Genomic DNA, 25815 nt, shown 5'->3' with positions numbered 1-25815 from the left:
AGGCGCGAGGATTATGGCCTAGTGGGCGTTTTGCCGTGCACCCTGTGAGGGTTTCTTCACACGTCGGAAACAACCCGTCACACCTCGGAAATCGCGGGTTGACGCTGCTCGAAACAGCCGCCCGGAAGGCTTCCGCCCGATACCGGCACACACGGCGACGACGCCAGTGGGCCGTGCGGGAGGACACCTATCCGAGAGGAGGCAGCGTGGAGATCAACACCGGTAACACCGCATGGTTGCTCCTGTCGTCTGCGCTCGTACTGCTCATGACTCCGGGTCTGGCGCTGTTCTACGGTGGCCTCAACCGGTCCAAGGGCGTTCTGAACATGATGATGATGAGCTTCTCGTGCATCGGGCTCATCTCCGTGCTGTGGATCATCTACGGCTTCACCCTGGCGTTCGGCGTGAACGGCAGCTCCGGGCTGAACAACATCATCGGCAACTGGAGCTACCTCGGGACCGGCACCAAGGCCATCACCGAGGAGTGGCTCTTCTTCGGGGCCAACACCGGCATCCCGACGTACGCCTTCATGGCCTTCCAGATGATGTTCGCCATCATCACGGTCGCCCTGATCAGCGGCGCCGTCTCCGACCGGATGAAGTTCGGCGGCTGGGTGCTGTTCGCGATCGGCTGGTTCACCATCGTCTACATCCCGGTCGCGCACTGGGTGTGGGGCGGCGGCTTCATCGGCGCCAAGATCCGCGCACTGGACTTCGCCGGTGGTACCGCGGTGCACATCAACGCCGGTGCCGCGGCGCTGGCGCTGGCCCTGGTGCTCGGCAAGCGGGTCGGCTGGCCGCGCGAGAACATGCGTCCGCACAACGTCCCGTTCGTCGCCCTCGGCGCCGGCCTGCTGTGGTTCGGCTGGTTCGGGTTCAACGCGGGCTCCGAGCTGACCGTCGACGGCACCACCATCTTCGCCTTCATCAACACCCAGGTGGCCACGGCCGCCGCACTGCTCGGCTGGATCATCGTCGAGTGGCTCCGCGACGGTAAGCCGACGCTGGTCGGCGCCTCCTCCGGCGCGGTCGCCGGTCTGGTCGCGATCACCCCGGCCTGTGGCTTCATCGCCCCGCTGCCGGCCGCCCTGGTCGGTCTGGTCGCCGGTGCGGTCTGCGCCCTGGCCGTGGGCCTGAAGTACCGCTTCGGCTTCGACGACTCGCTCGACGTGGTCGGCGTCCACTTCGTCGGCGGATGGTTGGGCTCGCTGAGCATCGGCCTCTTCGCCACCGCCCAGGTCAACGCCGGCATCACCGACGCCAAGATCCTGAACGCCTCCGAGGGACTGTTCTACGGCGGCGGCGTCACCCAACTCGGCCGCCAGTTCCTGGGCAGCCTCACGGTGACGGTCTACTCGTTCGCCATCGCGGCGATCCTGGCCCTGATCCTCAAGGCCATCAAGCTCGGCCGGGTCACCCCGGAGGCCGAGATCGGCGGCATCGACATCGCCGACCACGGCGAGACCGGGTACGACTTCACGCCCTCCGGCGGTTCCGGTGGCGGTGGCGCGTTCGCCATGGCCGGCATCTCCCAGTCGGCCCCGGCGGCGACCGAGGCCGAGGAGCCGACTCAGCGCTTCTCCAGCCCCGGCGCCACCCGGTCCTGATTCAATTCACAGATGGCTCCGATGGAGGGTTTGAGCATGAAGCTGGTGACCGCGGTGATCAAGCCGTACCAGCTCGACGCGGTGAAGGAGGCTCTGCACGCGCTCGGCGTCGCCGGCCTCACCGTGAGCGAGGTTCAGGGGTACGGACGACAGAAGGGCCACACCGAGGTGTACCGGGGTGCCGAGTACACCGTGGAATTCCTGCCCAAGATCAAGGTTGAGGTGCTGACCGACGAGATCGACGTCGACAAGGTGGTGGACGCGGTGGTGACCGCGGCCAAGACCGGCAAGATCGGCGACGGCAAGGTCTGGGTCACGGCCGTCGAGGACGTGATCCGGGTCCGCACCGGCGAGCGCGGCCTCGACGCGCTCTGATCATCTTGGGTGACAACATCGGCGCCGCCGCCCGCGACCAGCGGGCGGCGGCGCTCGACACCTGGCTGGACGACCTCTTCCCCAGCCACCTGCCCGGGGTCAGCCTGCTCGCGGTGGGCGGCCTGGGCCGGCGCGACTGCGCGCCGCACAGCGACCTCGACCTGGTCCTGCTGCACGACGGGCAGGCCGGGATCGACCGGATCGCCTCCGGTCTGTGGTATCCGATCTGGGACGCCAAGCTCGGCCTCGACCATTCGGTACGCACCCTGCCCGAAGCGCTCTCCGTCGCCCACGACGACGTGAAGGTGGCGCTGGGCCTGCTCGACGCCCGGCACATCGCCGGTGACACCCGGCTCTCGGCCGAGCTGATCGGCGCGGCCGGCGACCAGTGGCGGCGCACCGCGGTCCGCCTGATGCCGCCACTCAAGGAACTCACCCAGGCCCGCTGGGCCCAGCACGGCGAGCTCGCCTTCCTGCTCGAGGGCGACCTCAAGGAGGCAGCCGGCGGGCTGCGCGACGTGACAGTGCTGCGGGGCATCGGCCGGGCCGGCATCTCCGACACCATGCGACCCGCGGTCCGGGCGGCCAACCTGCGCCTGCTCGACACCCGGGACGCCCTGCACATCGCGGTCGGCCGCCGGGTCGACCGGCTGGTCGCGCAGGAACGCGGGACGGTGGCCGAACTGCTCGGCCTGGACGACGGTGACGCTCTGCTGCGGCGGGTCTCGGGCGATGCCCGTACCGTCGCCTATGCCCTGGAAGACGCCTGGCGGGCCGCCGATCGGTTGCGCACGGGACGCCGCCGGGGCATGCCGCCGGGTGCGCCGGCCCGTCGCCCGGTCGCCCGCGACGTCGTCGAACAGGACGGCGAACTGGTGCTCGCGCGTACCGCCATCGGTCCCGTGCCGGACCCCGCGCTGAGCCTGCGCGTGGCCGCCGCGGCCGCCACCGTCCGCCTGCCCATCGCCCGCGCGACCTGCGAATGGCTGGCCGCGTTCAGCCCGCCCATGCCCACCCCGTGGCCGGCCGCCGCCCGCGGCGCGCTGGTCTCTCTGCTCGGCTCCGGCGCCGGCCTGCTGCCCACCTGGGAGACCTGCGACCGGTACGGCCTGATCGACGCGTGGCTGCCCGAGTGGGCCCGGATGCGCAGCCTCCCGCAGCATCACCCGGTGCACCGCTTCACCCTGGACCGCCACCTGGTGCAGGCCGCGTACGAGGCGACCGCCTACACCCGCGAGGTCGACCGCCCCGACCTGCTCCTGATCGGCGCCTTCCTGCACGACGTGGGCAAGGGGCTGGACGGTGACCACAGCGTCGTCGGCGCGCCGGTGGCCGGCGCGGTCGCCGCCCGCATCGGCCTGCCCCCGGCCGACGTGGCGACCATCGAGAAGCTGGTCCGCCTGCACCTGCTCCTGCCCGACGTGGCCACCCGCCGCGACCTGTCCGACCCGGTGACCATCGCCACTGTCGCCGAGGCCGTCGGTGACGTCGCCACCCTGGACCTGCTGCACGCGCTGGCCCGCGCCGACTCGCACGCCACCGGGCCGGCCGCCTGGTCGGACTGGAAGGGCCGGCTGATCGCCGACCTGGTGGCCAAGGTGCGTACCGCCCTGGACACCGGCGTGCTGCCGGCCCCGCCTCAGCCCGACCCGTCGCTGCTGACCGGCGACCTGCCCGCCGTGCACCTGGACGGTGACGAGGTGGCGGTGGCCGCCGCCGACCGCCGGGGCCTGCTCGCCGCGGTGACCGCCTGCCTGGCCATGCATCGTCTCGAGGTGGTCGGCGCCGATGCCTCCACGGTGGACGGACGCGCGATCGTCACGTTCCTGACCCAGCCCCGCTACGGTTCGCCCTACGACCCGGTGGCGCTGGCCGCCGACCTGCGCCGGGTCGCCGCCGGCGACGTGTCGGTGACCCAGCGGGTCCGGGCCCGGGCGATGAGCGCCCGCGGCCACGCGGCGTCGCCCCGGGTGGTCTGGCATCGCGAGATCGCCACCGACGCCACGGTGCTCGAACTGCGCGCGGCCGACTCGTCGGGGCTGCTCTACCGGGTGGCGACCGCCCTGGACGAGATCGGCGCGGTGGTGCGCGCGGCCCGCATCTCCACTCTCGGCGGTGACGTGGTGGACGCGTTCTATCTGATCGGCGACTGGTCGGAGGCGGCCGCGCGAGACCGCGCGGCCGCCGCCGTCCTCGCCGCCGTCTGAGCCGGCGGCGGCCCGTCAGCCGATCAGGTGGTGCCCGGACCAGCCGCCGGACGGATTCCAGTAGTTCTCCGCGAGCCGGCCACCCGCGTCGTAGTGCACCTGCACGTTCTGGTTGGCCGGGTTGACCACGATCGCCGGGTCGCTGGTCATGGTGCCGCCGAGCAGGTTCGGCCCGGACCAGGTGCCGGTGGCCGGGACCCAGTAGTTCTCGGCCAGCTGCCCGCCCGAGTTGTAGTGGACCTGCACGTGTTGATTGTGCGGGTTCACGAACACCGCCGGGCTCCCGGTGATGCTGCCGCCGAGGTCGTTCTGGCCGCTCCAGCCGGCCGCCGGGTTCCAGTACCGCTCGGCCAGCCGGCCGCCGGCGTTGTAGTAGACCTGCACGTTCTGGTTGTGCGGGTTGACGATGACCGCCGGGTCGCCCGACATGGTGCCGCCCAGGGTGTTCTGGCCGGACCAGCCGGTGGCCGGATTCCAGTACTGCTCGGCCAGCTGTCCGCCCGCGTTGTAGTGGATCTGGACGTTCTGGTTGTGCGGGTTGACGAACACCGCCGGGCTGCCGGTGATCGTTCCGCCGAGCAGATGTTGACCGGACCAGGTGCCGGTGGCCCGGTCCCAGTAGTTCTCGGCCAGCTGTCCGCCCGCGTTGTAGTGCACCTGCACGTTCTGGTTGTGCGGGTTGATCAGCACCACCGGGTGGCCGGTGACGGTGCCGCCCAGGTCGTTCTGCCCCGACCACTGGCCGTCGGTGGCCTTCCAGTAGCGCTCGGCCAGGTGCCCGCCCGAGTTGAAGTAGACCTGGATGTTGTCGTTGGCCGGATTGCGGATCGCCACCGGTGCGCCGGAGATCGCGTTGCCCAGCTCGTTGCGGACCCAGCCCGCCGTCTCGCTCCAGTACGTCTCGACCAGCCGGCCGCCCGAGTTGGCGTACACCTGGATGTTGCCGTTGGCCGGGTTGATCACCACCGAACCCGTGGTCACCGGTGAGTCACCGGCGCCGGTGCCGCCCAGCCGGACGTCGAAGAAGTCCCGGTCGATCTGCAGGGTGACACCGCCGTGCGTCTCGCTCACATCGCCGGCGTACTGGTGGATGCGCTGGTGATCGGCCCACCGGTTGGCCGGTACGTGCGAATCGGTCACTGTCGCGTTGTTGTTCCAGTTGGCGAAGTCGACCACGTCCGGCATCACGTACCGGTCGAAGTTGTCCACCAGCTGGGTGATGCCGGTGGCGGCGCTGCTGTAGACACCGGACGAGTAGCCGCGCGCGTGCAGTCGCCGCGTCCACGCGTCCAGGAACGGCAGCGCCAGATTGTTCTGCCCGGCCGTCCAGGACTCCATGTCGTAGGTCAGCAGGCTGCCCGGCCCGAACCCGAGCGCGGTGGCCTGTGCGACGGCGTCGTCGGCGGCCGCGGTCCCCTCGGCGGTCGGCGACGTGATGAGGTCGCAGTTCGAGCACGAGTTGCGGGACGCCTGAAGTCCCACGTACAGCAGCAGGAACTTCCAGCCGGTGGCGGCCCGCTGCGACACCCAGCCGGCGGTCAGGTTGGGCTGGGCGCAGCCGCGGTTGACGCCGCCGATGTAGACGCCGATCGCCGAGTACGGCGAGTCGGCCTTCCACTTGTCCATGGTGGCCGCGCTCGGCGCCGTACAGGGGTCGAAGCCCTTGCCCTCGTAGTTCGTCAGGTCGGCGGAGAGGGCGACCGCGGCCGCTTTGGGCGCGGCCGCCGGCCTCGGCGGCGGGATCAGGATCGCTTCGGTACGCCCGATCGCGTTGGCCGGGCAGTCCTGGTCGGCGCCGGGCCGGCCCAGATAGACGGCCTTCTGGTCGAGGCGCACACAGGTGGCCGGCTCGTCGTCCAGGTTGTGCACCGGCCAGCCGGCCGGAACCGTGTAGTGCCGGCCCTGGTAGGTCACGTCGGTGGTCGGTGCCGCCGGGGCGGCGACGAGCATGCTCGCCGCCGCCACGACCACCGCCGGGAAGATGGCGGTCATCAGTTGCCCACCGTGTGGTGCCCGTTCCAGCCGCCGGCCGGGTTCCAGTAGTTCTCGGCCAGTTGCCCGTTCGAGCTGTAGTGCACCTGGAGGTTCTGGTTGTGCGGGTTGACCACGATGGCCGGGTCGCTGGTCATCGTGCCCCCGAGGATGTTCTGTCCGGACCAGGCTCCGGTGCCCGGGACCCAGTAGTTCTCGGCCAGCTGCCCGCCCGAGTTGTAGTGGACCTGGACGTGTTGGTTGTGCGGGTTGACGATGACCGCCGGGCTGCCGGTGATGCTGCCGCCGAGGTTGTTCTGGCCGCTCCAGCCGGCGGCCGGATTCCAGTAGCGTTCGGCCAGTTGTCCGCCGCCGTTGTAGTAGATCTGCACGTTCTGGTTGTGCGGGTTGACGATGATCGCCGGGTCGCCCGACATCGTGCCGCCGAGGCTGTTCTGGCCGCTCCAGCCGGTCGCCGGATGCCAGTACTGCTCGGCCAGCTGGCCGCCCGAGTTGTAGTGGATCTGCACGTGTTGGTTGTGCGGGTTGACGAAGACCGCCGGGCTGCCGCTGATGCTGCCGCCCAGCTCGTGCTGACCGGACCAGGTCCCGGTCGACGGAACCCAGTACTGCTCGGCCAGCTGCCCGCCGGCGTTGTAGTAGATCTGCACGTTCTGGTTGTGCGGGTTGACGATCGCGACCGGGTGGCCGGTGATGCTGCCGCCCAGCGGGTTCAGACCCGACCACCCGGTGGCCGGGCTCCAGTACATCTCGGCCAGTTGACCGCCGTAGTTCATGTACACCTGAACGTTGCCGTTGGCCGGGTTGAGGATCACCGACGGCGCACCGCTGATCGACAGGCCCATGTCGTTGCGGACCCAGCCCGCTGCCTCGCTCCAGTACGTCTCGACCAGCCGGCCGCCCGAGTTCGCGTACACCTGGATGTTGCCGTTGACCGGGTTGACGATCACCGACGACTGGGTCACCGCGGTGTCGCTGGTCGACGAGCTGCCGCCGGGATACCAGTTGCCGGGGCGGTCCGGGGTGGTGAACCATGTGGTCTGCTTGCGCGCACCGGCCCAGGAGAAGGCGAAGTGCACGTGGTTGGTGTGGCAGCCGCCGGCCGTCCCGTCACACGGGTAGTCGTTCCACCGCTTGGCCGACGATGTCCACAGGCTGATCGACCGCCGGTTCCAGATGATGTTGCCGATGCCGAGGCGCCGGGCCATCGCGTGCGGGTTGCCGGCCGCGTCCGTGGCCAGCAGCCAGTCGAGAACCGCTTCAACCTGCGCCTTCTCCGCCGGGCGGCTCGCCTCGCGCATCCAGTCCCAGGCCCGGCCCTCGCCGTGCTCGTACCCGGAGCACGCGAAGATGCCGCCGTTGGCGCCGCCGACCCGCGACATGATCATGTCGCGGAACTCCTTGACGCCGGGCTGCTCCACGAAGGAGAGGCAGTCCGGGTCGACGTACGCCTGATACGGGTCGACCGGCGGTTCCGCGTACGCCGGCGTGCCGATCGCCAGAATCGCGACCAGCGCCGCGGCGAACGCGACGATGTGTCTTCTCAAGGTTTACCCCCGTCAATGTGTCGGAGATCCCTGTCTAGCCGCCGACAAGTTGTCTTGCTGCCGCTTGACCGGTTTGGACAATGGTGCGGACAAACAGCTGGACAACTCACGGGGGTGGGTATGCCTCGGCCCGAACGCGCGCTCGACCCGAACGGCGACCCACTCGTCGAATTCGCGGTCGGCCTGCGGCAACTGCGGGAGAAGGCGGGAAATCCCTCGTACCGGGCGCTGGCCGTGCTGGCGAACTTCTCCGCCGCGACCCTCGCCGCCGCCGCGTCCGGGCGCCGGCTGCCGACCCTGCCGGTGACCCGGGCGTACGTCCAGGCGTGCAGTGGCAACGTCGCCGACTGGGAGAACCGCTGGCGGCTGCTCGCCCGGACCGACCCACCCGAGCCGGTCGAGCCGGTCGCGGGCAGCCCGCCGTACGCCGGACTCGCGCCCTTCCAGAAGGAGGACGCCGAGCTGTTCTTCGGTCGCGCGGGCCTCGTCGCCGACCTGGTCCGGCGGGTGTCCCAACGCCGGCTGGTGGCCGTGTTCGGGCCCTCCGGTGTCGGCAAGTCCTCGCTGGTGCGGGCCGGGCTGATGGCCGCGATGCCCCAGCCGGCGGTGCTGATGGTGCCCGCCGCGCACCCGCTGACCGACCTCGCCCTGCCGCTGGCCGGCCTGGCCCGGATCCCGGCCGGTGCACTGCTCGACGACCTGAACCGCGACCCGGCCCACGCCGAACTGGCGGTACGGCAGGCGCTGCTCGACCGACCGGCCGAACTGCTGCTGATCGTCGACCAATTCGAGAACGTGTTCTCGGCGTCCGTGCCGGACCGTGAACGGGCCGCCTTCTTCGCCGCCCTGCTGGCCCTGTGCCGGCCCGGCAGCCGCACCCGGGTGGTCCTCGCCGTGCGCGCCGACCACTACCCGCGGTTCGCCGAGTTCCCCGGCCTGCTCGCCGCCATGCAGGACGGGCAGCTGCTGATGGGCGGGATGAGCCCGGCCGAACTGCGCGAGGCGGTGGTGAAGCCGGCCGACCGCCTCGGGCTGCGGGTCGAAGGCGCGCTCGTCTCGGCGATCGTGGCCGAGGTGGCGGGCCGGCCCGGTGCCCTGCCGCTCGCCTCGCACGCGTTGCTGGAGGCGTGGCGGCGTCATCGCGGCACGACCATCACGCTCGACGGATATCAGGCCGCGGGCGGGGTCGACGGCGCGGTCGCGGCCACCGCCGAAGGCGTGTACCACCGCCTCGACTACGAGGAGCGGACGGCCCTCCGGCCCCTGCTGCTCCGGATGATCGACCTCGACGACCTGTCCGGGGTGCGGGCCCGCCGCGTGCCGCGCTCGCAGGTGAACGCGGCCGGCCTGGTCGACCGGCTGGTGGACGCGCGGTTGCTGACCACCGGGCACGGCAGCGTCGAACTGGCGCACGAGTCACTGATCCGGGCCTGGCCGCGGTTGCGTCAGTGGGTGGACCAGGACCGCGTGACGCTGCGGGCGCACCGGCGGCTGGCCGACTCGGCCGCCGTCTGGCAGGAGCTGGGGTACGACCGGAGCATCCTCTACCGGGGCAGCCGGCTGGCGCAGACCCGGCAGTGGACCGCGTCGCCGTCCTGGCGGTCGTCACTGTCCGAGCTGGAACGGCGGTTCGTCGACGAGAGCATCAGCCACGAGGCGGTCGAGACCGGTCGTCAGGGCCGCTGCCGGGCCCGCCGCCGCTGGCTGTCGTCGGTGCTGACCGGCCTGCTGGCGCTGGGCACGGTGGCCGGGGGCGCGCCGATGATCGAGCCGCTGCGCTGCGAGCCCCGGGCGGTGGGTCTGCTCGACGTGCGCAGCGGTCTGCTGGTCGCGGCCGAGGACGGTTACCAGGGACTGGACGCCGGGGTGCTGCGGGCCCGGACCCGGCCCGACACGTACGGCACGTGGGAGCAGTTCCAGATGTGCCGATTCCCCCGCCGGCCGGCGAACCTGATGCTGCGGGGCTTCGCCGCCCACCGCCGCTTCGTGTCGGCGCGCCCACGGGTGCCGGGCGATGCGGCGGTACGGCTGTTCACGGCGAGCAAGGGGCCACACGAGTGGCTGCGGGTCATCCCGGCCGCCGAGGGCGAGTTCGTCCTGTTCTCGGTCGGCCGCAACCGCTACCTGTCGACCCGTCGCACCGGCCCGGCCCGATACACCGGGGTGCTGGAGGCGACGGCCGTGACGGTCACGGAGGCCGCCAGCTTCCGCTTCACCCCACTACCTTGATCTTCCGGTACGGGCGCGGAGGTCCCCGCCCGCAGCGGCCCGCTGCTCGCCTTCGAAGCCCGGCCCGGCGGTGTGTCCAGGCCGTCGCCGCCCACCGGCCGTGGCGGTCCGGCCAGCGGTCCGCCGTGCTCAGAACGACGTAGCCGGTGACGTGGCGCGGGACAGGACGGTCCAGCGGGCGGTGTGGTCGAGGCGGAAACCGTCGTGCGGATGCTGGCGCGGGACCGATGAGCGCGGCAGCGAGACCACGACGCCGTCGTCGGCCAGGCGGCGGCCCAGCACGTGCAGCGCCGGTGGCAGCGGGTCGGTGGCGGGGCCGTCGACCAGCAGCAGGCCGATGTCGGTGAGGGAGGTCAGGGCGTCGACGTCGTACCAGTCGGTGGTGCGGCCGTCCAGGGTGAGCTCGACCAGCGGCGCCCGCACCACCTCGACACCGGTCAGGTTGTGGGCCACGAGATCGGTGCGCAGGCGGTCGGCTCGGGCCGGGTCGTGTTCGACGACGACCACGCGGCCGGCGTGCTCCGCCGCGTACCCGAGCCAGATCGAAGCCGGACCCGCGCCCAGCGCGACCGTCAGACCGGGTTTGCGGGAGCGCGTCAGATGCAGCAGGGCGAGCAGGTCGGCCGGGGTGGGCCCGGTGTCGCCGATCGGCATGGGCGCCCGCGGCACGACCGTGCGGGACAGCTGGATCACCGCGTCGAGCTCGCGGTTCTGGGCGCGCAGCAACGCTTCCGCCCCCTCGGGGGTGAGACCGCGGGTGATCGTGTCGGTCAGCTCGAGGTGGCGGTCGCCGGCCTCCAGGCGCTCCTTCTCGACCGTGGCGATCACCCGGCGCTGCAGCTGTTCCAGGATGTCGCGGAGCTCGCCGGCCGACTCCTGCTGGGCGTCGTGCCGGGCGGTGGTGCCGCGATGCAGATGCACGGTCACCACGAGCGTCGCCGTCAGCAGCGCGGCGCTCCAGGCGACGGCGATCGGCGTACGCCCGGACAGCGCCGCCGCGATCGCACCCGCACCGGCCAGCGTCGCCGCGGCGATCCCGATCGTGTGCGGGGTGAGGCGCAGCAGCCGCCGCAGCACCCGGCGTCCGAGTTCCTTCATCGGCAGACTCCCAACGTGAGCGCGAACTGCTCCGGCCGGTGGGCCCGGGCCACCACCTCGCGCGCGCGGCGGCTCTGCTCGGCGAACAGGGCGTCGTCGGCGGCGTACCGGCGGATCAGGGCCGGCACGGCGGCCGGTTCGGCGTAGACGGCGGCGTCGCCGTAGAGCGCGGCGAACCGCTCCGGCAGCACCACGACACACCCGGCGGCCGCGGCCTCCAGAGCGGGGCGCGAGAACGTTCCGGCCGCCGGGCCGGGCCCGTGCAAATAGAAGTCGAGCTGGTGGAGGAAGGCTCTCGGGGCCACGGCACCGGCCGGGAAAACCAGCCACGAGTGGGGTACGCGCGGAGCCGGCACCTCCGGCGGCCCGTCGGCCAGGCGCAGGCGTACGTCCAGATCGGACAGGTGCCGCAGGATGCCGAGCGCGCCCTCGGGCGAGGTGTCGCACAGGTCCGCCCCGACGATCGGGCGTCCCGCCGTGGCACCGCCGCGCCCGGCGACCCAGCCGTCCGCGTCGACGACGGCGGGCAGGTCCCGTTCGGCGATCGGCAGGTCCGGGTCGGCCGCCCGCAACGCCGCCCGGACGCCGGGATCGCGCGGCCACCACACGGCCGTCAGGTCGAACACCCGGCGTACCCGGGAAGTGCAGGTCCGGGTGTCGTAGTGGCCGCCGGGGGCACGGTCGGCGACCACGAGCACCCGGCCGGCGCGCAACTGGGCGGGATCGTCCGCGGCGAACTGCAGCACCGCCGCCTGCCGGATCACCAACACCTCGGCCGTGCACGGCTGGTCCAGGCCCACCGGCTCGGCCCCGGCCAGATCCCGGATCGCGTCGCAGGGCGGGAGCGGGCGGCGGTACGCGGCCCGGAACGAGTCCAGCTGCACCAGCCCGACGCGCAGCCCGGCCCGGGTCAGCGCCCGGATCTCGTCGACGGCCGAGCGGACCGGGCCGGTCGCGAACCGCCAGTCACCGGCGAACACGACGTCGAACGCCTTCCTGGCCACCGCCGGTGCCGTGGCGACGGCGCCCACCCGGATCAGCGACAACCGTTCGGTCAGATGCTCGACCGCCCCGCCCTCCGACCCGCGGCGGAACAGCAGCGTCGGCTCGGGCCGGGTGGCGCGCAGGCCGGCCCTGGTCAGCAGCAGGTCCTCGGTCACCGGGAGGACGTCCGCGGTGGTGGCGGCCGGCCCGCCCCGGATCAGGGGTGCCACTTGACGTTCCAGGCGGCGGGGGTGCGACCAGCCGCGGGCGTCCTGGTAGGTGACGAACTCGCCGGTCGCCGCCCGTGGCCCGTCGTCGCGGACGACCCGGATGCGGTCGCTCATCGCGGCGGCCCGCCGGACGGTCGGGTCGTGCTCGGGCGCCACCAGGATCAGTTCCAGGTTGGACCAGGTCTGGGCCAGGATCGAGCGTACGGCGGTGAGCAGTTCCGGTCCCGGTCGCTCGGCGGTGAGCAGCACCGAGATCCGCTGCGGCGCCTCCACCTGAAGTGGCGGCGCGGGCGTGGCGAGCCGGTCGATCGGGGGCAGGCTGGTGGCGTCCAGGGTGAGATCCGGGCCCCCGAGCAGGGTCCGGAACGCTTCCAGCCACGGCCCGACCGGGCGCTCGGCCACGAACGGGTTGGCCAGATCGGTTTCCAGCGCGGCCCGGACCTCCGGGCGGATGCGCTTGTAGGAGGCCAGCAGCCGGGGCACCGCGGCCGGCCCGGCCCAGGCCAGGGTGAGCTGGGCGTGCAGGCCCTGATGGGTCGCCGAGAGGGCGCCGGCGCCGATCAGCGAGTAGATCGCCAGCGCGTCGGCCCGGTCGCCCGGCAACCGGTCCTGCAGGGCGATCGTCTGGGCCAGGGCGGCCAGGATCGGCCGGCGCGGCTTGACCCGGCGTAGCCAGCGCCGGTCCCGGTTCCGGGCCGCCACCAGCAGGTCGTTGAGGCCGGCGGCGGGCCCGAGGGCGGCGCGGGCGAGCAGATGCCGGGCGTCGATCGATCCGGTACGCACGGCGGTGGCACCGACCGCCGACCGCAGCGAAGCACCGATCGCCGCGACGTGGTCGTCCAGCAACTCGGCCGCCTGCACACCTGACCAACGCCGGCGAGGCCGTTCAGGTGATGCCCTCCGTAGCATGTGGCCGGTGGGCGGCTACGGCCCGGACGCACCGCCGGGCCGGGCTTCGAAGGCGGGCAGCGGGCCGCCGCGGTCGGGGACCTCTGCGCCCGTACCCGCCGAATTGAGCGTGGGCCGAACTCCCGGCCCTGACGACAGCGCGCCCCCGCCGCGGGGGACGGCGGGGGCGCGGGTCGTGGGGCATCACCCCACGTCGGGCCCGCGGGGGCAGGCCCGGAACTCGGGTGGACAAGCTCAGCGGGAGCCGAAGTCCTGGGTGTAGTAGGGGGTGCCGTTGGCCGAGTAGAAGGCGCCCACGCCGACCGCCTTGGCGCGGCAGTTGGCGATGTTGGCGCGGTGGCCGGGGCTGGCCATCCAGGCCGAGACGACCTGGGCGCCGGAGCGGTAGCCGTAGGCGACGTTCTCGGCCAGGGCACCGACGTAGCCGGCGCGGGAGGCGCGGACCGCGAACGTCGAGTTGCTCGAGCCGGTGTGGCTCATCTTGTTGGTGCGGGCCTGGTAGGCGGCGTGGCCGCGGGCGGCGTAGCCCAGCTTGGCGTCGTTGCGGAGCTTGGCGCAGCCCAGCTTGACCCGCTGCACGTTGGTCGCGTTGAAGATGTCGACCTGCAGCTGCGCGACCGTCGGCGCGGCGGCCTGAGCCGGGTTCGCGACCGCCACGACGCCGAGCAGGGCGGCGGGGACGAGGGCGAGCTGGGCGAGGCGGCGGACGATCGAGCGCATGAGATCTGCCTTTCGGAGTGCGGCGCCTGGCTTCGTTCCGCCAGGTTCAGCATTCCGATCGGCCCGCCCACGGGTCCCTGAAGGCCGCTACAGGTGCCTTGCCGTGACCTCTGAGTTGCGGGACGGGTAAGTAGCCGCAAGGCCTTTCCAGCCCGGGAACCGGATGGTTGCGATCACGGTGTCAGGGCCAGGATCTGAGCCGCGTAACGGTCGTGCTGGTGGTGGGTACGCACGAAGGAGACGGCCCGGTCGCGCTGGGCCGGTAGGGACGCGGCCGGGAAGGAGCGGACCGCGTCGGTGGGTGCGGCGGAATAGACGGCGGCGTCGCCGAAGGTGGAGCGGTAGCGGGGCGGCAGCACGACCACGCAACCGGCGGCCATGGCGGCCAGGACCGCGGGAGTGGGGTCGGCCGGTGTGGCCTCGGCCGGCAGCGGCAGGTAGAAGTCGAGCTGGTGCAGGAAGGCGCGCAGGTCGAGGGAGCGATAGACCAACCAGGACGGCAACCCGCCGGGTACGCCGCTGCTACCGTCCAGCAACCGCAGGTCGATGCCGGGCTCGGCCGGCAGCTCAGCCGGCGAGCCGATGACGCCGGCGACCGGCCGCCCGGCCCGCACGGGACGCCGGTCCAGCCGCCACTGGCCGGCGGCGACCGTGGCCGGCACGTCGACCGGGGTCAGCGGCAGGCCGGAAAGCGCCTGCCGGCTGTGCGGCCCGGCCGGCGCCCACAGCGGCTCGGCGTGGAAGAGCTCGCGGGCCTCGGCGGCACACCGCGGGGTGGCGGCGCCCTCGAGGATCAGCCGGGTGGCGCGGATACCGCTGGGCACCGAGGGCGGGGTCAGCAGTACGGCCGGGTCGCGGACCACGACCAGTCGGGCCCGCACGTCGTCGGTCAGGTCGACCTGCTCGGCCTGGCCGTCGTTGACGGCGTGCTGAACGGCCGGGTCGAGATCGGCGGTGGACGACGAGTGGTGCAGGAGTGCCATCCGGAGCCCGAGTGACCGGAGTGCCTGGAACTGGCCCAGTCCGGCGTCCGGCCGGGTCCAGTCGGCCACCAGCAGCACGTCGTAGGCGCGGCGGCCGCGCCGTTCGAGCAGCGGCCACGGGCGGCAGGGCGAGGCGGCCGGGCGGCGGTGCCACGCCCGGTACGCCGACCGGTACGCCCGCAGCGCCGGAACCAGGTGTGCCGGGACCGGCGAGCGCAGCAGGCACAGCACGTCGGCCAGGGCCGGCAGGCCGAGCCGTTCCGTGTACTCGTCGTCGCCGCCGTGCCGGACCTCGTCGAAGTCACCGGCCCCGCGCCGCACCAGCAGCGGACCGCGCACGACGGAGCCGTTCAGCACGGCGTGACAGCCGACCCCGGCGCCGCTGCCCACGGCGTGCACCTGACGTTCCAGGCGGAGCGGGTGCGACCAAGCGTCCGGGTCCTGGAACGTCACGTAGTCGCCGGTGGCGCGGGCCAGGGCCAGGTTGCGGGCGGCGTACACGCCGACGTTGGCCGGCAACCGGATCAGCCGGACCCGCGGATCCAGCGCGGCCGCCGACCGGAAGACGCCGTCGTGTCCGTGCGGCGAGCCGTCGTCGTACAGCAGGATCTCCTGGTTGGTCCAGCTCTGCGCGGTCAGCGAGCGCACCGAGCCGATCAGCTCGGGCCCGGGCGCGCACGCGACCACGACGCTGGTCACCCGCCGGCGGTCCCCGACCCGGGGAACGACCGGCGGTGCCGAATGAGCCTCCAGAAGTTGGTCCGCCTCCACCACCTAATGATCAACTACCGCGGGAGAGTTTCGTCCGAGACGCGCGTGTCGTTCAACCTTGTGTGAACCCTCGGGTGCTGCTGGTCGGTGACGCGACCGACCGCCTGCTCGCGGTGGCCGCCCGGCTGCCCGAGCCGCCGGTCCTGCTCACCGGCGCCGAGAACCTGCCCGACGCCGCGCTGCTGGTCGAACATCTGCCCGCGACCACCCGCCCGCGCCGGGAGACCTTCCTGCGCGAACGGCTGCGTCACCTGATCGAGGTGCACGAGGTCGGCACCGTGGTGCTCGACGGCGTGCCGGAGGACGGGCTGCTCGCCGCGACCGCCGACCATCCGGACGTGACCTGGCGGTGGCTGCGCCCGGCGATGTGGCGGCGCGGGCAGGGACTGCGCTGGCGGGGACGGTCGGCGGCCTTCGACGCGGTGCTCGAGCCGGGGGAGTTCGCCGCTCCGGGCGACGAGGGCTGGACCGTGTACGACCGGGACGGCGTCACCACCGTCCCGCCGATCACCGCGCTCGACCGCGCTGACCTGCTCGGCCGCACCGCCGCCCGGGAACTGCTCGGGCTGGGCGAGGAGCCGGCCGTGGTGTGTCGGGGACTGAACCGGGCGGTGCCGGGGTTCACGCCGATCGAGCCGGCCGCCCGGGCGTTGCGGGCCGCCGACCTGGCCGTCGCCACGGCCGGCTACACGGCATATCACGAGCTGCTGGCCGCGGGGGTGCCGACGGTGTTCGTGCCCGAGCCCGATGACGGACCGGACGACCAGCTGGCTCGGGCCCGGTTCGCCGCGGCGGCCGGGGCGGCGCTCTGCGCCGAGCGGGCCGCGGACCTGGACGACCTGCTCACGCTGGCGACAAAGCCGGAGGTACGCGCGGCGCTGGCGTCCCGGTGCGCGGAGGTGGCGTTCGAGAACGGCGCCGCGGCCGCCGCGGCGTGGATCGGAGCCACGCCGTGACGCCGGAGAGGTTGCGCTGGCAGCTGGCCGGAGCCCGCGCGGAACGCGACTGGTGGCGGGCCCGGGCGGCCGAACCGCAGCCGGACGCGGTCGAGGTGGTGGTCGCGATCGGACACGACGCCGAGGCGTTGCGGGCACTGACCGCGAGCCTGGCCCACGACACCGGCCCGGCCACCGTGGTGGTCACCGACTGCCCCGGCTTCCGCCACGCCCGTGCCGCCGGAGTCCTTCTCGAGTACCTGCCGGACGCGGCCACCTGGGAGCGGCACCGCCCCGGCGTCCCCTGGGACGACCTGCTGACCCGGCGGCTGACCCGGATCCTGCTCGATCACGGGCCGGGTCACATCCGCCCGGCCTGAGTTTCACAATGGAGCGATGGGAGACGCCGAGACCTTCGCCGAGATCGCCGATCCGACCCCGCCGGCCGGTGTGCCGGTCCGGCTCGGCACGGCCGTGGTGCTGGGCGGCAGCATGGCCGGGATGCTCGCCGCGCGAGGATGGCGTCGTACACGCGGGGCGTACCCAAGGTGGCCGGGGCCGACCTCGACCTGCTGACCTCCCCCGGCCGTTCCTGGAGAGCCGGGTCCGGGCCGAGCGCTCGGCGGCCGGGTGCGGCGCTGGCTGGTGCAACAGGTCGTCAACGCGACCACCACCGACTCCGAGGTCAACCAGGTCTTCCAGGCGGTCATGCAGATGGAGGCCCACCCCTCGGTGCTGGGCCGGGCCGACGTGGTGTGGCGTTCGATCCGGGCCCGGGGCGACCGGTGGCCCGATCCGACGCCGCCTCTCATCCGATGAGCGCGTCCAGCCGTGGCGCCAGCAACCGGGACCAGGTGGCGGTCATGTGGCTCGGGTCGCGAAAGACGAGCACGTTGCCGACGATGACCGGGCAGCCGCCGGTGGTGCAGAACCACGGCGTCGGATCGATCACGGCCACGCCCTCCGTACGCAGCTTCGCCCTGATCGACACGCGGCGGTCCGGCGCCGGCAGCGCACTGTCCATCGGCACCACGCAGGCGCGCGGGTCGTTCGGATGCTGCGACAGGCACTCCAGCGGCGGCTGTCGCTGGTAGGGGGTGTCCTCCAGCAGATAGAGCCGGGCGCGGCCGTGCCCCAGCCGCTCGGTCGTCTCGGCCCAGCCCGCCAGCCAGGCCCGGTCGGTCCAGGTCGGATCGTCGACGGGTACGCCGGCCGCGTCGACCACGGTGCCGCCGGCCGCGGCGGACGCCATGAACACCCGCGACGGCCGCACCCCGGCGATGTACGCCCACGCCTTCCGCCGCCACACCACGCACTCGTTGTAGGGCCGGTTCAGGGCCACCTGGAAGATCCGGGTGGCCGCGGCCGAGCAGGCGTTCTTGGTCACCACGAGCAGGCGCCAGTGGCGGTCGCGGGCGATCACCTCGAGGGCCGGGAACCAGTGCGCGGCGTGCGAGTCGCCGTACAGCACCACGGTCTCGGCCGAGGCGACGTCGCCGTACGCGCACGGCTGCCGGATAGAGGTGTCGGTGAGCTCGGACGAGCAGCCGTCCGGATAGACCCGGGGCAGATCCTTGCTCGCGGCGCGCAGTGACGGCGTCAGGTTGGCCGGGACGGCCGGGGTGGTGAGGCCCGCGGCCAGCTGCTCCGGCGTCCACGCGGTCAGCACCGGCGCCCGGTAGCGGGTCGGCGGGGCCGGGTCGGTCCGGCTCACCACGAGGTAGCCGGCCGCAGTGGCCAGGATCAGGACCAGGCCGCCGGCCACCGTCGCCCGGGGGCGGTCGCGCAGGGCGGGGAGGCGGCGGATCGGGTTTTCCACCATCGCGTACGTGAGGGAGGCCGCGACCAGGGCGGCCGTGGCCAGGGCGAGCTTCACCGGCAGCGTCGCGCTCACGCCCAGCGCGGCCGGGCCGATGGTCAGGAACGGCCAGTGCCACAGGTACCAGGAGTAGGAAAGGCGCCCGACGGCCTGCAGCGGCGGCTCGCCCAGCAGGCCCGAGGGCGCGGTGACGCCGCCGGTCAGCACGGCCACCGTGCCCAGCACCGGCAGCGCCGCGGCGTACCCGGGGAACGGGGTTCGCGCAGTGAGGACGACGGCGGAGAGCACGATGACGGCCAGGCCGGCCCCGCACAGTGCCGACGCGAATCGGCGCGGCACCCGGGGCGCCAGCACCGCGACCAGTGCGCCGGCGCCCAGCTCCCAGGCCCGCGTGTGCAGTCCGAAGTAGGACCAGGTCGGGTTGGCCGTGGTCTGCCACAGCGAGGTCAGGAACGAGCCGGCCACCACCACGGCCAGCGCGCCGGTGATCCCGCGGCGGCGGCCGAGCGCCCAACCGGCGATCAGCAGCAGCGGCCAGAGGAGGTAGAACTGCTCCTCCACCGCCAGCGACCAGAAGTGCCGCAGGGGTGAGGGGGCGGTCGCCGCGGTCAGGTAGTCGGCGCCGGTCGCCGCCAGCCGGTAGTTGATGCTGGACAGGGTGGCGAACAGGCCGTCGGCGGCGATGGCGGGCGTACGCACCGGCGGCAGCCAGCGTGCCGCCGCACCCACCGTGACCGCGGCGACCAGCAGGGCGGCGGGCAGCAGGCGGAGGAACCGTCGGGCGTAGAAGGCGACCATCCGGCCGTCCCGCAGCAACTGCCCGGTGATCAGATAGCCGGAGATGACGAAGAACACGTCGACCCCGGCGAAGCCGCCGCGGATCAGTGGCACGCCCGCGTGGTAGAGCACGACCATCAGCACCGCTACCGCACGCAGGCCCTCGATGTCGCGCCGATAGTGGCCGTTCCGTGACCCGCCGGGCGTGACCCGCCGCGGGACGACGCGGGTGATCGTCACAGAATCGTCAACGTCGGTGCCCGAGGCGAGGTTGCGGTCGATATCGACCCTTCTGCACCACCGACCCCTACGGGTACGAATACGGCGGGAGACTGATGCGCGGAGTTGCGTCGAGGGCGCATGGTGGAGTCCGGGTCAACCGAGAAGAGGGCATGATGGGCAAGGGCATCGCATACCTGGTCGCACTGATCGCCGGCGTCGTCGTGGTGGGGTGGGTCGCGGTCAGCGTGCTGCACTTCCTGCTCGGCTGGTTCGGCTACCTGCTCATCGGCGCGGCCGTGGTCGGCGGCGGCGTCTGGGTCTACGGCCGGGTCAAGCGCGAGTTGCGCCCCGGAACCCGCACCCAGAACCGCATCGAGGCGGCCGCCAAGACCTATCGGATGCGCAACCAGTAGTCGCGGCGGCGGGAAGCTAGGCTTGCCACGTGTTCGACAACCTCAGTGACCGCCTCAACGGCATCTTCACCAAGCTTCGCGGCAAGGGGAAGCTGACCGACGCCGACATCGACGCCACCGCGCGCGAGATCCGCCTTGCGCTGCTCGAGGCGGATGTCGCGCTGCCGGTGGTCCGGTCGTTCATCAACGCGCTGAAGGAGAAGGCGCGCGGCGCCGACGTCTCCCAGGCGCTCAACCCGGCCCAGCAGATCATCAAGATCGTCCACGAGGAGCTCATCAATGTCCTCGGTGGCGAGGGGCGGCGGCTGACCTTCGCCAAGCAGCCACCGACCGTGATCATGCTGGCCGGCCTCCAGGGTTCCGGCAAGACCACGCTGGCCGGCAAGCTGTCCCGCTGGCTCAAGGGCCAGGGCCACCAGCCGCTGCTGGTCGCGGCCGACCTCCAGCGCCCCAACGCGGTCAACCAGCTCCAGGTGCTGGCCGGCCGGGCCGGGGTCGACATCTACGCCCCGTCGCCCGGCAACGGCGTCGGCGACCCGGTCCAGGTCGCCCGGGACGCCATCGACGTGGCCCGGCGCCAGGCCAAGGACATCGTCATCGTCGACACGGCCGGCCGCCTCGGCATCGACGCCGAGATGATGCAGCAGGCCCGCGACATCCGCGACGCGGTCAACCCCGACGAGGTCATCTTCGTCATCGACGCCATGGTCGGCCAGGACGCGGTCTCCACCGCCGAGGCCTTCCGCGACGGCGTCGGCATCACCGGCGTGGTGCTCTCCAAGCTCGACGGCGACGCCCGTGGTGGTGCGGCGCTCTCCGTCCGGCACGTCACCGGCGAGCCCATCCTGTTCGCGTCGACAGGGGAAAAGCTGGAGGACTTCGACGTCTTCCACCCCGACCGGATGGCCAGCCGGATCCTCGGCATGGGCGACGTGCTGACCCTTATCGAGCAGGCCGAGACGGCCTTCGACGAGGATCAGAAAGAGAAGATGACGGCCAAGCTGCTCGGTGGCGAGCAGTTCACGCTGGAGGATTTCCTCGAGCAGCTGATGGCGGTCCGCCGGATGGGCCCGATCGCCAACATCCTCGGCATGATGCCCGGCATGGGCCAGATGAAGGACCAGCTGGCCGAGCTGGACGACAAGCATTTCGACCGGGTCACCGCGATCATCCGCTCGATGACCCCCGGCGAGCGCACCAACCCGAAGATCATCAACGGCTCGCGCCGCGCCCGCATCGCCAACGGCTCCGGTGTGACCGTGATGGATGTCAACCAGCTGCTCAACCGCTTCGCCGACGCGCAGAAGATGATGAAGCAGATGGGCGGCATGATGGGCCTGCCCGGCGGCAACCGGCGCAAGGCGACCAAGAGCCCGAAGAACAAGCGCAAGGGTACGAAGGGTGGCTCGCGCGGCCCGCGCACCGGTGGCGCCCTGCCCCGTGGCGGCATGCCGCAGCTGCCGCCCGGCTTCGACCCGTCCGCCCTGGCCGGCGGCGACGGCGCGCAGGGCCTTCCGCCCGGCTTCAAGCTCCCCAATCTCGACTTCAACAAGCTCATGAAGCCCAAGAAAGACGACGAGAAATAGTCAGGCGACAGGTAGTCGTATGTCTAGTAGCATGGACGGCACCCCTCGTGAGGAGCTGTCCATGACCACTGCCCTGCGTCGTCCTTCTCTCCACCCCGAACTGCAGGACCTGCTCAGCCGCACTGATCTCACCGTCGCTGACCTGGTGAGTCTTCCCGAGGATCTCCGCTATGAGTTGATCAACGGAAGGCTTGTCTTGTCGCCCGCAGCGCCGACGGTCCACAGCATCATCTGCCGCGCGATCGCCAACGCGATCGATGCCGGTTGCCCGCCCGACTACGCGGTTGGTGAGGAGCGGGCGGTGATGGTCGACGAGCACACCGAACGACGACCGGATGTCTTGGTGATCGAAGCGAGCGCCTCTATGGCGACGCTGATCCATCACGCCGATGTCCTGCTCGCGGTCGAGGTGGTGTCGCCCAGTTCGATCAGCCGGGACTGGGAGGTGAAACGCAAGCAATACGCTGTGAACGGCATTCCGTCCTACTGGATCGTCGACCTCTACACCGAGCGGATCTCCTTCAACCAGTTTCTGCTCGGCGATAACAGTGTTTACCACCGGCACATCGAGACGACGGACGTGGTGACTGTCGACGTGCCGTGGGAGGTCACGATCGATCTGCCGGCGCTGACGCGTCGCCGCGACGGGTTGATCTCGCGAGCCATGCGGCACTGAGCGGGGCGATGTGCCGCCCGGCGGCTTGTGCCGCCCGGCGGCTTGTGCCGCCGGGCGGGTGCTCGGTCAGTTGTTCTGGATGGCGATCACGACGGCGTCCCACGGGCAGTAGGTCGAGACCGTGATGGCGTGGTTCTCGACGTCCTGAGGTGTGCCGTCGCAGGCCTCGATGTCCGAGTCTCTCTGCCGGGTGTTGTCCAGGTGCCAGGACCAGCCGGTGTTCTCGTTGGCCCCGTTGTAGTTGATCGTGCCGCTCGGGTGGCTGGGGGCGGGCTCGGTGCCGGCGAGCTGGGCCCGGGCCTTCGCGATGGAGGTCGAGTCGGTGAGGATCGCCTTGAAGGTCGAGTTGTTCGGGTGGCGGTAGGTGACGATCACCCCGGCCGCGGTGGTGGGTGCGGCGGCCATCGTGGGGCCGGTCGCGACGGCGGTGGTGGCCAGGGCGGCGGCGATCATCAGCGGAATCGCTGTGCGCTTCTTCATGACTGTCCACAACGGATTAACCCCGGAGCGGTTCGGGCAAAGTAACCTGATTCATATTTTACGGACATCTAGGCAAGCGGTGATCGTGGTAGGAAGACCCCGTGGCGTTGCATGTGCGCGGGGTCGTTCTCCCCGAGGGTGAAATGCGGGACCTGTGGCTGGTCGGCGACCGGGTCACCTACGAGCCGGTGGCCGGGGCCGAGACCGTCGCGAGTGCGGGGTGGATCCTGCCGGGGCTGGTCGACGCCCACTGTCATCTGGGCATCGCGCGGGGGCCGCGGGCGATCACCGGGCTCGACGAGGCGCGGCAGCTGGCCTACCTCGACCGGGACGCGGGAGTGCTGGCGCTGCGTGACGCCGGTTCGCCGTACCCGTACCCGGAATTGGACGACGAACCGGACATCCCTCGCCTCGCCCGCGCGGGCAAGCACGTGGCCGCGCCGAAGCGGTACCTGCGCGACATCGGGGTCGAGGTGGCCGCCGACGGCGTCGCCCAGGCTGTCGCCGAGCAGGCCAAGGCCGGCACCGGCTGGGTCAAGATCGTGGGGGACTGGCTCGACCGTGCGGCCGGCGACCTGGCGCCGAGCTGGGACGAGGCGACGATGGCGGTGGCGGTCGAGGCCGCGCACGCCAACGGGGCCCGGGCCGCGGTGCACACGTTCTCCGAGGAGGGCGTGGCGATGATGGTGCGGGCCGGCGTCGACTCGGTCGAGCACGGCACCGGCATCTCGCTCGACCTGGTCGACGAGATGGCACGGCGGGGCACGGCGCTGGTGCCGACCATGATCAACATCCTGACCTTCGGTGACATCGCCGAGCAGGCCAGAGCCAAGTTCGGTGGGTACGCCGACCACATGCTCGCGCTACGTGACCGGTTCCCGGCCGTGGTGGGTGCGGCGTACGAGGCCGGCGTACCCATCTATGTCGGCACCGACGCGGGCGGCGGGATCGACCACGGGCTGGCTGCCGACGAGATGCTGCTCCTGCGGCGGGCGGGCATGTCGGTGGACGACGTGCTGGCCGCCGCGAGCTGGGGCGCGAGGGAGTGGCTGGGCTTCCCGGGCCTGGTCGAAGGCGGCCTGGCCGACCTGGTCGTCTACCCGTCCGACCCCCGCGAGGACCTTCGCGTGGTCAAGACGCCGAGCCGCATCGTGCTCCGGGGAAACGTGATCAAGTAGGCCCGACTAATATTCCGGCCATGGCTCGCGTGCTCACTCCCCGTGCGGAGGACTTCCCCCGCTGGTACCAGGATCTGATCGCCAAGGCGCAACTGGCCGACAATGGCCCGGTGCGCGGCACGATGGTGATCCGGCCGGCCGGTTACGCCGTCTGGGAGCGCATGCAGTCCGAGATGGACGCGCGGATCAAGGAGTCGGGGTCGGAGAACGCGTACTTCCCGCTGTTCATCCCCGAGTCCTACCTGCGCCGCGAGGCCGAGCACGTCGAGGGCTTCTCGCCCGAGCTGGCCGTCGTCACCCACGCCGGTGGCAAGCAGCTGGCCGAGCCGCTGGTGGTCCGCCCGACCAGCGAGACGGTCATCGGCGAGTTCATGGCCAAGTGGGTCGACTCCTACCGCGACCTGCCGCTGCTCCTTAACCAGTGGGCCAACGTCGTGCGCTGGGAGCTGCGCCCGCGCACCTTCCTGCGGACCACCGAGTTCCTCTGGCAGGAGGGCCACACCGCGCACGCCACCGAGGACGACGCCCGCGCGTACGCCCGGCAGATCCACAAGGATGTCTACGAGGACTTCATGGTCCAGGTGCTGGCCATGCCGGTCGTGCCGGGCCGCAAGACCAAGGGCGAGCGGTTCGCCGGCGCCACCAACACCATGACCCTCGAGGGCATGATGGGCGACGGCAAGGCCCTGCAGATGGGCACGTCGCACGAGCTCGGGCAAAACTTCGCCAGGTCGTTCGACATCACCTACACTTCCCAGGCGAGCACCGTCGAGCACGCCTGGACCACGTCGTGGGGCACGTCCACCCGGATGATGGGCGGGCTGATCATGACCCACGGCGACGACAACGGGCTGCGGTTGCCGCCGCGCCTGGCGCCGACGCAGGTGCAGGTCATGGTGGTCAAGGCGGGCGAGGGTGTGGTCGAGGCCGCGGCCAAGTTGCGGGACGAGCTCAAGGCTTCGGGGGTACGCGTAAAGCTGGACGACCGGGCCGACATCCCGTTCGGGCGGCGTGCCGTGGATGCCGAACTGCGCGGCATCCCGATCCGCATCGAGGTCGGGCCGCGCGACCTGGCCGCCGGCAACGTGGTGGTGGCCCGCCGGATCGACGGCACCAAGTCGCCGGTGCCGCTGGGCGGGGTGACCGACGAGGTGACCGCCGCGCTCACCGCCGACCAGCAGCGCCTCTACGACGACGCGCTGGCCTTCCGCACCGAGCGCACGGTCGAGGTCAAGACGCTGGCCGAGGCGATCGAGGCCGCGCAGACCGGCTGGGCCCGGGTGCCCTGGCCGGCGGTCGGTGACGCCGGCGAGAAGGAGGCCAACGGCAAGGCGGTCACGGTCCGCGCCCTGGTCCGGGAGGACGGCTCGATGCCCGACTCGGACACCGAGGACGGGCTTGTGGCGATCCTGGCCCGTTCGTACTGATGGCGTACGCCCCGGGGCAGGTCGTCCTGCACCGCAACACCCGCCGCGACCGGATCGCCTTCGCGCGCCCGGTCCGCGTGGTCTCCGACACCGAGCGCGGCCTGCTCGTCTGGCTCGCCCAGCACACGCCGGTGATGTATGAGGTGGCACCGGACGGGCGGGGCGCGCGGGGCCGCCCCTTCACCGAGTGGGTCACGCTGCCCTACGAGCACCGGCTCGGGGAGTGGCAGGGCCCCGGCATCCTGATGTTCTTCCCGCCCGAGGCGGACCATTCGGTCTGGTGGTTCTGGACCGCGGCCGGGGTGTTCGACGGCTGGTACGTGAACCTCGAGGAGCGCGTCACCCGGTGGGCCGACGGTGACCTGGCCGGCATCGACGTCGTCGATCAGGATCTGGATGTCGTGGTACGCCCGGACCGCACCTGGGAGTGGAAGGACGAGGACGAGTTCACCGAGCGTCTCGGCCTCCCGGAGCACTACTGGGTGGCCGACGAGCAGGCCGTGCGGGCCGAGGGCAGGCGGGTCATCAAGATCATCGAGGCCGGCGAGTTCCCGTTCGACGGCAGCTGGACGGACTTCGTCCCCGACCCGTCTTGGGGGCTTCCGGAGGTTCCGGCCGGATGGGACAGGGCCCCCGACCCTCGGTAACTC

The 25815-nt window shown here is 72.0% G+C and carries 22 protein-coding genes; 14 read left to right on the top strand and 8 right to left on the bottom strand.

Annotated features, from left to right (window positions below):
- Positions 1–206: 206 nt before the first annotated feature.
- The 3 genes from ACGFIO_RS00265 to ACGFIO_RS00255 are packed head-to-tail and all read left to right on the top strand — an operon-like array spanning position 207 to position 4189.
- Positions 207–1607 (top strand): ammonium transporter, encoded by a 1401-nt coding sequence (locus ACGFIO_RS00265; RefSeq protein WP_392820047.1) that lies wholly within the window; start codon positions 207–209, stop codon positions 1605–1607.
- 36 nt (positions 1608–1643) lie between these two features.
- Positions 1644–1982: a P-II family nitrogen regulator gene (locus ACGFIO_RS00260; protein WP_364315304.1), complete on the top strand. Its 339-nt coding sequence runs from the start codon at positions 1644–1646 to the stop codon at positions 1980–1982.
- The gene (locus tag ACGFIO_RS00255) at positions 1979–4189 is read left to right on the top strand and encodes a [protein-PII] uridylyltransferase (RefSeq protein ID WP_392822502.1); all 2211 of its coding nucleotides are present in this window, start codon (positions 1979–1981) and stop codon (positions 4187–4189) included. Before ACGFIO_RS00260 ends, ACGFIO_RS00255 begins: the two co-directional genes overlap by 4 nt.
- A 15-nt stretch (positions 4190–4204) precedes the next feature.
- Here ACGFIO_RS00255 and ACGFIO_RS00250 read toward each other — a convergent pair whose 3' ends face one another.
- Both ACGFIO_RS00250 and ACGFIO_RS00245 read right to left on the bottom strand, forming a co-directional pair.
- Complete coding sequence (locus tag ACGFIO_RS00250; protein WP_392820044.1) at positions 4205–6181, bottom strand: glycoside hydrolase domain-containing protein; 1977 nt, start codon at positions 6179–6181, stop codon at positions 4205–4207.
- On the bottom strand, positions 6181–7728 hold the full coding sequence (locus ACGFIO_RS00245; RefSeq protein ID WP_392820041.1) for a hypothetical protein: 1548 nt from the start codon (positions 7726–7728) through the stop codon (positions 6181–6183). The genes ACGFIO_RS00250 and ACGFIO_RS00245 overlap by 1 nt, the downstream gene beginning before the upstream one ends.
- Positions 7729–7848: 120 nt before the next feature.
- On the opposite strand from ACGFIO_RS00245, the gene ACGFIO_RS00240 reads away from it, so the two are divergent.
- Positions 7849–9957 (top strand): AAA family ATPase, encoded by a 2109-nt coding sequence (locus ACGFIO_RS00240; protein WP_392820039.1) that lies wholly within the window; start codon positions 7849–7851, stop codon positions 9955–9957.
- A gap of 129 nt (positions 9958–10086) precedes the next feature.
- Here the strand turns inward: ACGFIO_RS00240 and ACGFIO_RS00235 are convergent, their stop codons facing one another.
- The 4 genes from ACGFIO_RS00235 to ACGFIO_RS00220 form a co-directional block, all read right to left on the bottom strand.
- Entirely contained in the window at positions 10087–11055 is a 969-nt protein-coding gene (locus tag ACGFIO_RS00235; RefSeq protein ID WP_392820037.1) for a class I SAM-dependent methyltransferase, read from the bottom strand.
- Complete coding sequence (locus tag ACGFIO_RS00230) at positions 11052–13130, bottom strand: glycosyltransferase (RefSeq protein WP_392820035.1); 2079 nt, start codon at positions 13128–13130, stop codon at positions 11052–11054. Before ACGFIO_RS00230 ends, ACGFIO_RS00235 begins: the two co-directional genes overlap by 4 nt.
- Before the next feature lie 282 nt (positions 13131–13412).
- Positions 13413–13898, bottom strand: coding sequence for a CAP domain-containing protein (locus ACGFIO_RS00225; RefSeq protein WP_392820033.1), 486 nt, complete (start codon positions 13896–13898; stop codon positions 13413–13415).
- A gap of 173 nt (positions 13899–14071) precedes the next feature.
- Complete coding sequence (locus tag ACGFIO_RS00220) at positions 14072–15652, bottom strand: glycosyltransferase family 2 protein (RefSeq protein ID WP_392820031.1); 1581 nt, start codon at positions 15650–15652, stop codon at positions 14072–14074.
- 62 nt (positions 15653–15714) lie between these two features.
- Here ACGFIO_RS00220 and ACGFIO_RS00215 point away from each other — a divergent pair, with 62 nt between their 5' ends.
- Genes ACGFIO_RS00215 through ACGFIO_RS00200 form a run of 4 tightly spaced genes read left to right on the top strand, consistent with a single transcriptional unit; the run spans position 15715 to position 17406 of the window.
- Positions 15715–16608 (top strand): glycosyltransferase, encoded by an 894-nt coding sequence (locus tag ACGFIO_RS00215; protein ID WP_392820028.1) that lies wholly within the window; start codon positions 15715–15717, stop codon positions 16606–16608.
- The gene (locus ACGFIO_RS00210; protein WP_392820025.1) at positions 16605–16967 is read left to right on the top strand and encodes a hypothetical protein; all 363 of its coding nucleotides are present in this window, start codon (positions 16605–16607) and stop codon (positions 16965–16967) included. The genes ACGFIO_RS00215 and ACGFIO_RS00210 overlap by 4 nt, the downstream gene beginning before the upstream one ends.
- 16 nt (positions 16968–16983) lie before the next feature.
- On the top strand, positions 16984–17163 hold the full coding sequence (locus tag ACGFIO_RS00205; RefSeq protein ID WP_392820023.1) for a hypothetical protein: 180 nt from the start codon (positions 16984–16986) through the stop codon (positions 17161–17163).
- Positions 17164–17217: 54 nt separating this feature from the next.
- Positions 17218–17406, top strand: a complete 189-nt coding sequence (locus ACGFIO_RS00200) for a hypothetical protein (protein WP_392820021.1) — start codon at positions 17218–17220, stop codon at positions 17404–17406.
- Here ACGFIO_RS00200 and ACGFIO_RS00195 read toward each other — a convergent pair.
- Positions 17396–19423, bottom strand: a complete 2028-nt coding sequence (locus ACGFIO_RS00195) for an acyltransferase family protein (RefSeq protein ID WP_392820018.1) — start codon at positions 19421–19423, stop codon at positions 17396–17398. The genes ACGFIO_RS00200 and ACGFIO_RS00195 overlap by 11 nt on opposite strands.
- Positions 19424–19575: 152 nt before the next feature.
- Between ACGFIO_RS00195 and ACGFIO_RS00190 the strand changes: the two genes are divergently transcribed.
- The 3 genes from ACGFIO_RS00190 (at position 19576) to ACGFIO_RS00180 (ending at position 22080) form a co-directional block, all read left to right on the top strand.
- Complete coding sequence (locus ACGFIO_RS00190; protein ID WP_392820016.1) at positions 19576–19818, top strand: hypothetical protein; 243 nt, start codon at positions 19576–19578, stop codon at positions 19816–19818.
- A gap of 29 nt (positions 19819–19847) precedes the next feature.
- Positions 19848–21404: a signal recognition particle protein gene (gene ffh, locus ACGFIO_RS00185; RefSeq protein ID WP_392820014.1), complete on the top strand. Its 1557-nt coding sequence runs from the start codon at positions 19848–19850 to the stop codon at positions 21402–21404.
- A gap of 61 nt (positions 21405–21465) precedes the next feature.
- Complete coding sequence (locus tag ACGFIO_RS00180; protein ID WP_392820012.1) at positions 21466–22080, top strand: Uma2 family endonuclease; 615 nt, start codon at positions 21466–21468, stop codon at positions 22078–22080.
- Positions 22081–22146: 66 nt separating this feature from the next.
- Here ACGFIO_RS00180 and ACGFIO_RS00175 read toward each other — a convergent pair whose 3' ends face one another.
- Positions 22147–22560 carry a hypothetical protein gene (locus tag ACGFIO_RS00175; protein ID WP_392820011.1) on the bottom strand — a complete coding sequence of 138 codons (414 nt, stop codon included), beginning with the start codon at positions 22558–22560 and terminating at the stop codon, positions 22147–22149.
- 101 nt (positions 22561–22661) lie between these two features.
- On the opposite strand from ACGFIO_RS00175, the gene ACGFIO_RS00170 reads away from it, so the two are divergent.
- Genes ACGFIO_RS00170 through ACGFIO_RS00160 form a run of 3 tightly spaced genes read left to right on the top strand, consistent with a single transcriptional unit; the run spans position 22662 to position 25812 of the window.
- Positions 22662–23738, top strand: coding sequence for an amidohydrolase family protein (locus ACGFIO_RS00170; RefSeq protein ID WP_392820009.1), 1077 nt, complete (start codon positions 22662–22664; stop codon positions 23736–23738).
- Positions 23739–23758: 20 nt separating this feature from the next.
- Positions 23759–25165 carry a proline--tRNA ligase gene (proS, locus tag ACGFIO_RS00165; protein ID WP_392820007.1) on the top strand — a complete coding sequence of 469 codons (1407 nt, stop codon included), beginning with the start codon at positions 23759–23761 and terminating at the stop codon, positions 25163–25165.
- Positions 25165–25812 carry a DUF402 domain-containing protein gene (locus tag ACGFIO_RS00160; protein WP_392820005.1) on the top strand — a complete coding sequence of 216 codons (648 nt, stop codon included), beginning with the start codon at positions 25165–25167 and terminating at the stop codon, positions 25810–25812. Before proS ends, ACGFIO_RS00160 begins: the two co-directional genes overlap by 1 nt.
- The last annotated feature ends 3 nt before the right edge of the window (positions 25813–25815 follow it).

This window comes from Actinoplanes sp. NPDC049265, assembly GCF_043197135.1.
GTDB lineage: Bacteria > Actinomycetota > Actinomycetes > Mycobacteriales > Micromonosporaceae > Actinoplanes.
Note: the sequence above shows the minus strand (reverse complement) of the source record. Positions and strands in the feature narration are given on the sequence as shown.

Bases quoted from the DNA above. Each gene is read 5' to 3' on its own strand.
- ACGFIO_RS00260 (WP_364315304.1), top strand. From the start codon at position 1,644: ATGAAGCTGGTGACCGCGGTGATCAAGCCGTACCAGCTCGACGCGGTG.
- ACGFIO_RS00250 (WP_392820044.1), bottom strand. From the start codon at position 6,181: ATGACCGCCATCTTCCCGGCGGTGGTCGTGGCGGCGGCGAGCATGCTC.
- ACGFIO_RS00240 (WP_392820039.1), top strand. From the start codon at position 7,849: ATGCCTCGGCCCGAACGCGCGCTCGACCCGAACGGCGACCCACTCGTC.
- ACGFIO_RS00235 (WP_392820037.1), bottom strand. From the start codon at position 11,055: ATGAAGGAACTCGGACGCCGGGTGCTGCGGCGGCTGCTGCGCCTCACC.
- ACGFIO_RS00225 (WP_392820033.1), bottom strand. From the start codon at position 13,898: ATGCGCTCGATCGTCCGCCGCCTCGCCCAGCTCGCCCTCGTCCCCGCC.
- ACGFIO_RS00205 (WP_392820023.1), top strand. From the start codon at position 16,984: ATGGGAGACGCCGAGACCTTCGCCGAGATCGCCGATCCGACCCCGCCG.
- ACGFIO_RS00190 (WP_392820016.1), top strand. From the start codon at position 19,576: ATGATGGGCAAGGGCATCGCATACCTGGTCGCACTGATCGCCGGCGTC.
- ACGFIO_RS00180 (WP_392820012.1), top strand. From the start codon at position 21,466: ATGACCACTGCCCTGCGTCGTCCTTCTCTCCACCCCGAACTGCAGGAC.
- ACGFIO_RS00175 (WP_392820011.1), bottom strand. From the start codon at position 22,560: ATGAAGAAGCGCACAGCGATTCCGCTGATGATCGCCGCCGCCCTGGCC.
- proS (WP_392820007.1), top strand. From the start codon at position 23,759: ATGGCTCGCGTGCTCACTCCCCGTGCGGAGGACTTCCCCCGCTGGTAC.
- ACGFIO_RS00160 (WP_392820005.1), top strand. From the start codon at position 25,165: ATGGCGTACGCCCCGGGGCAGGTCGTCCTGCACCGCAACACCCGCCGC.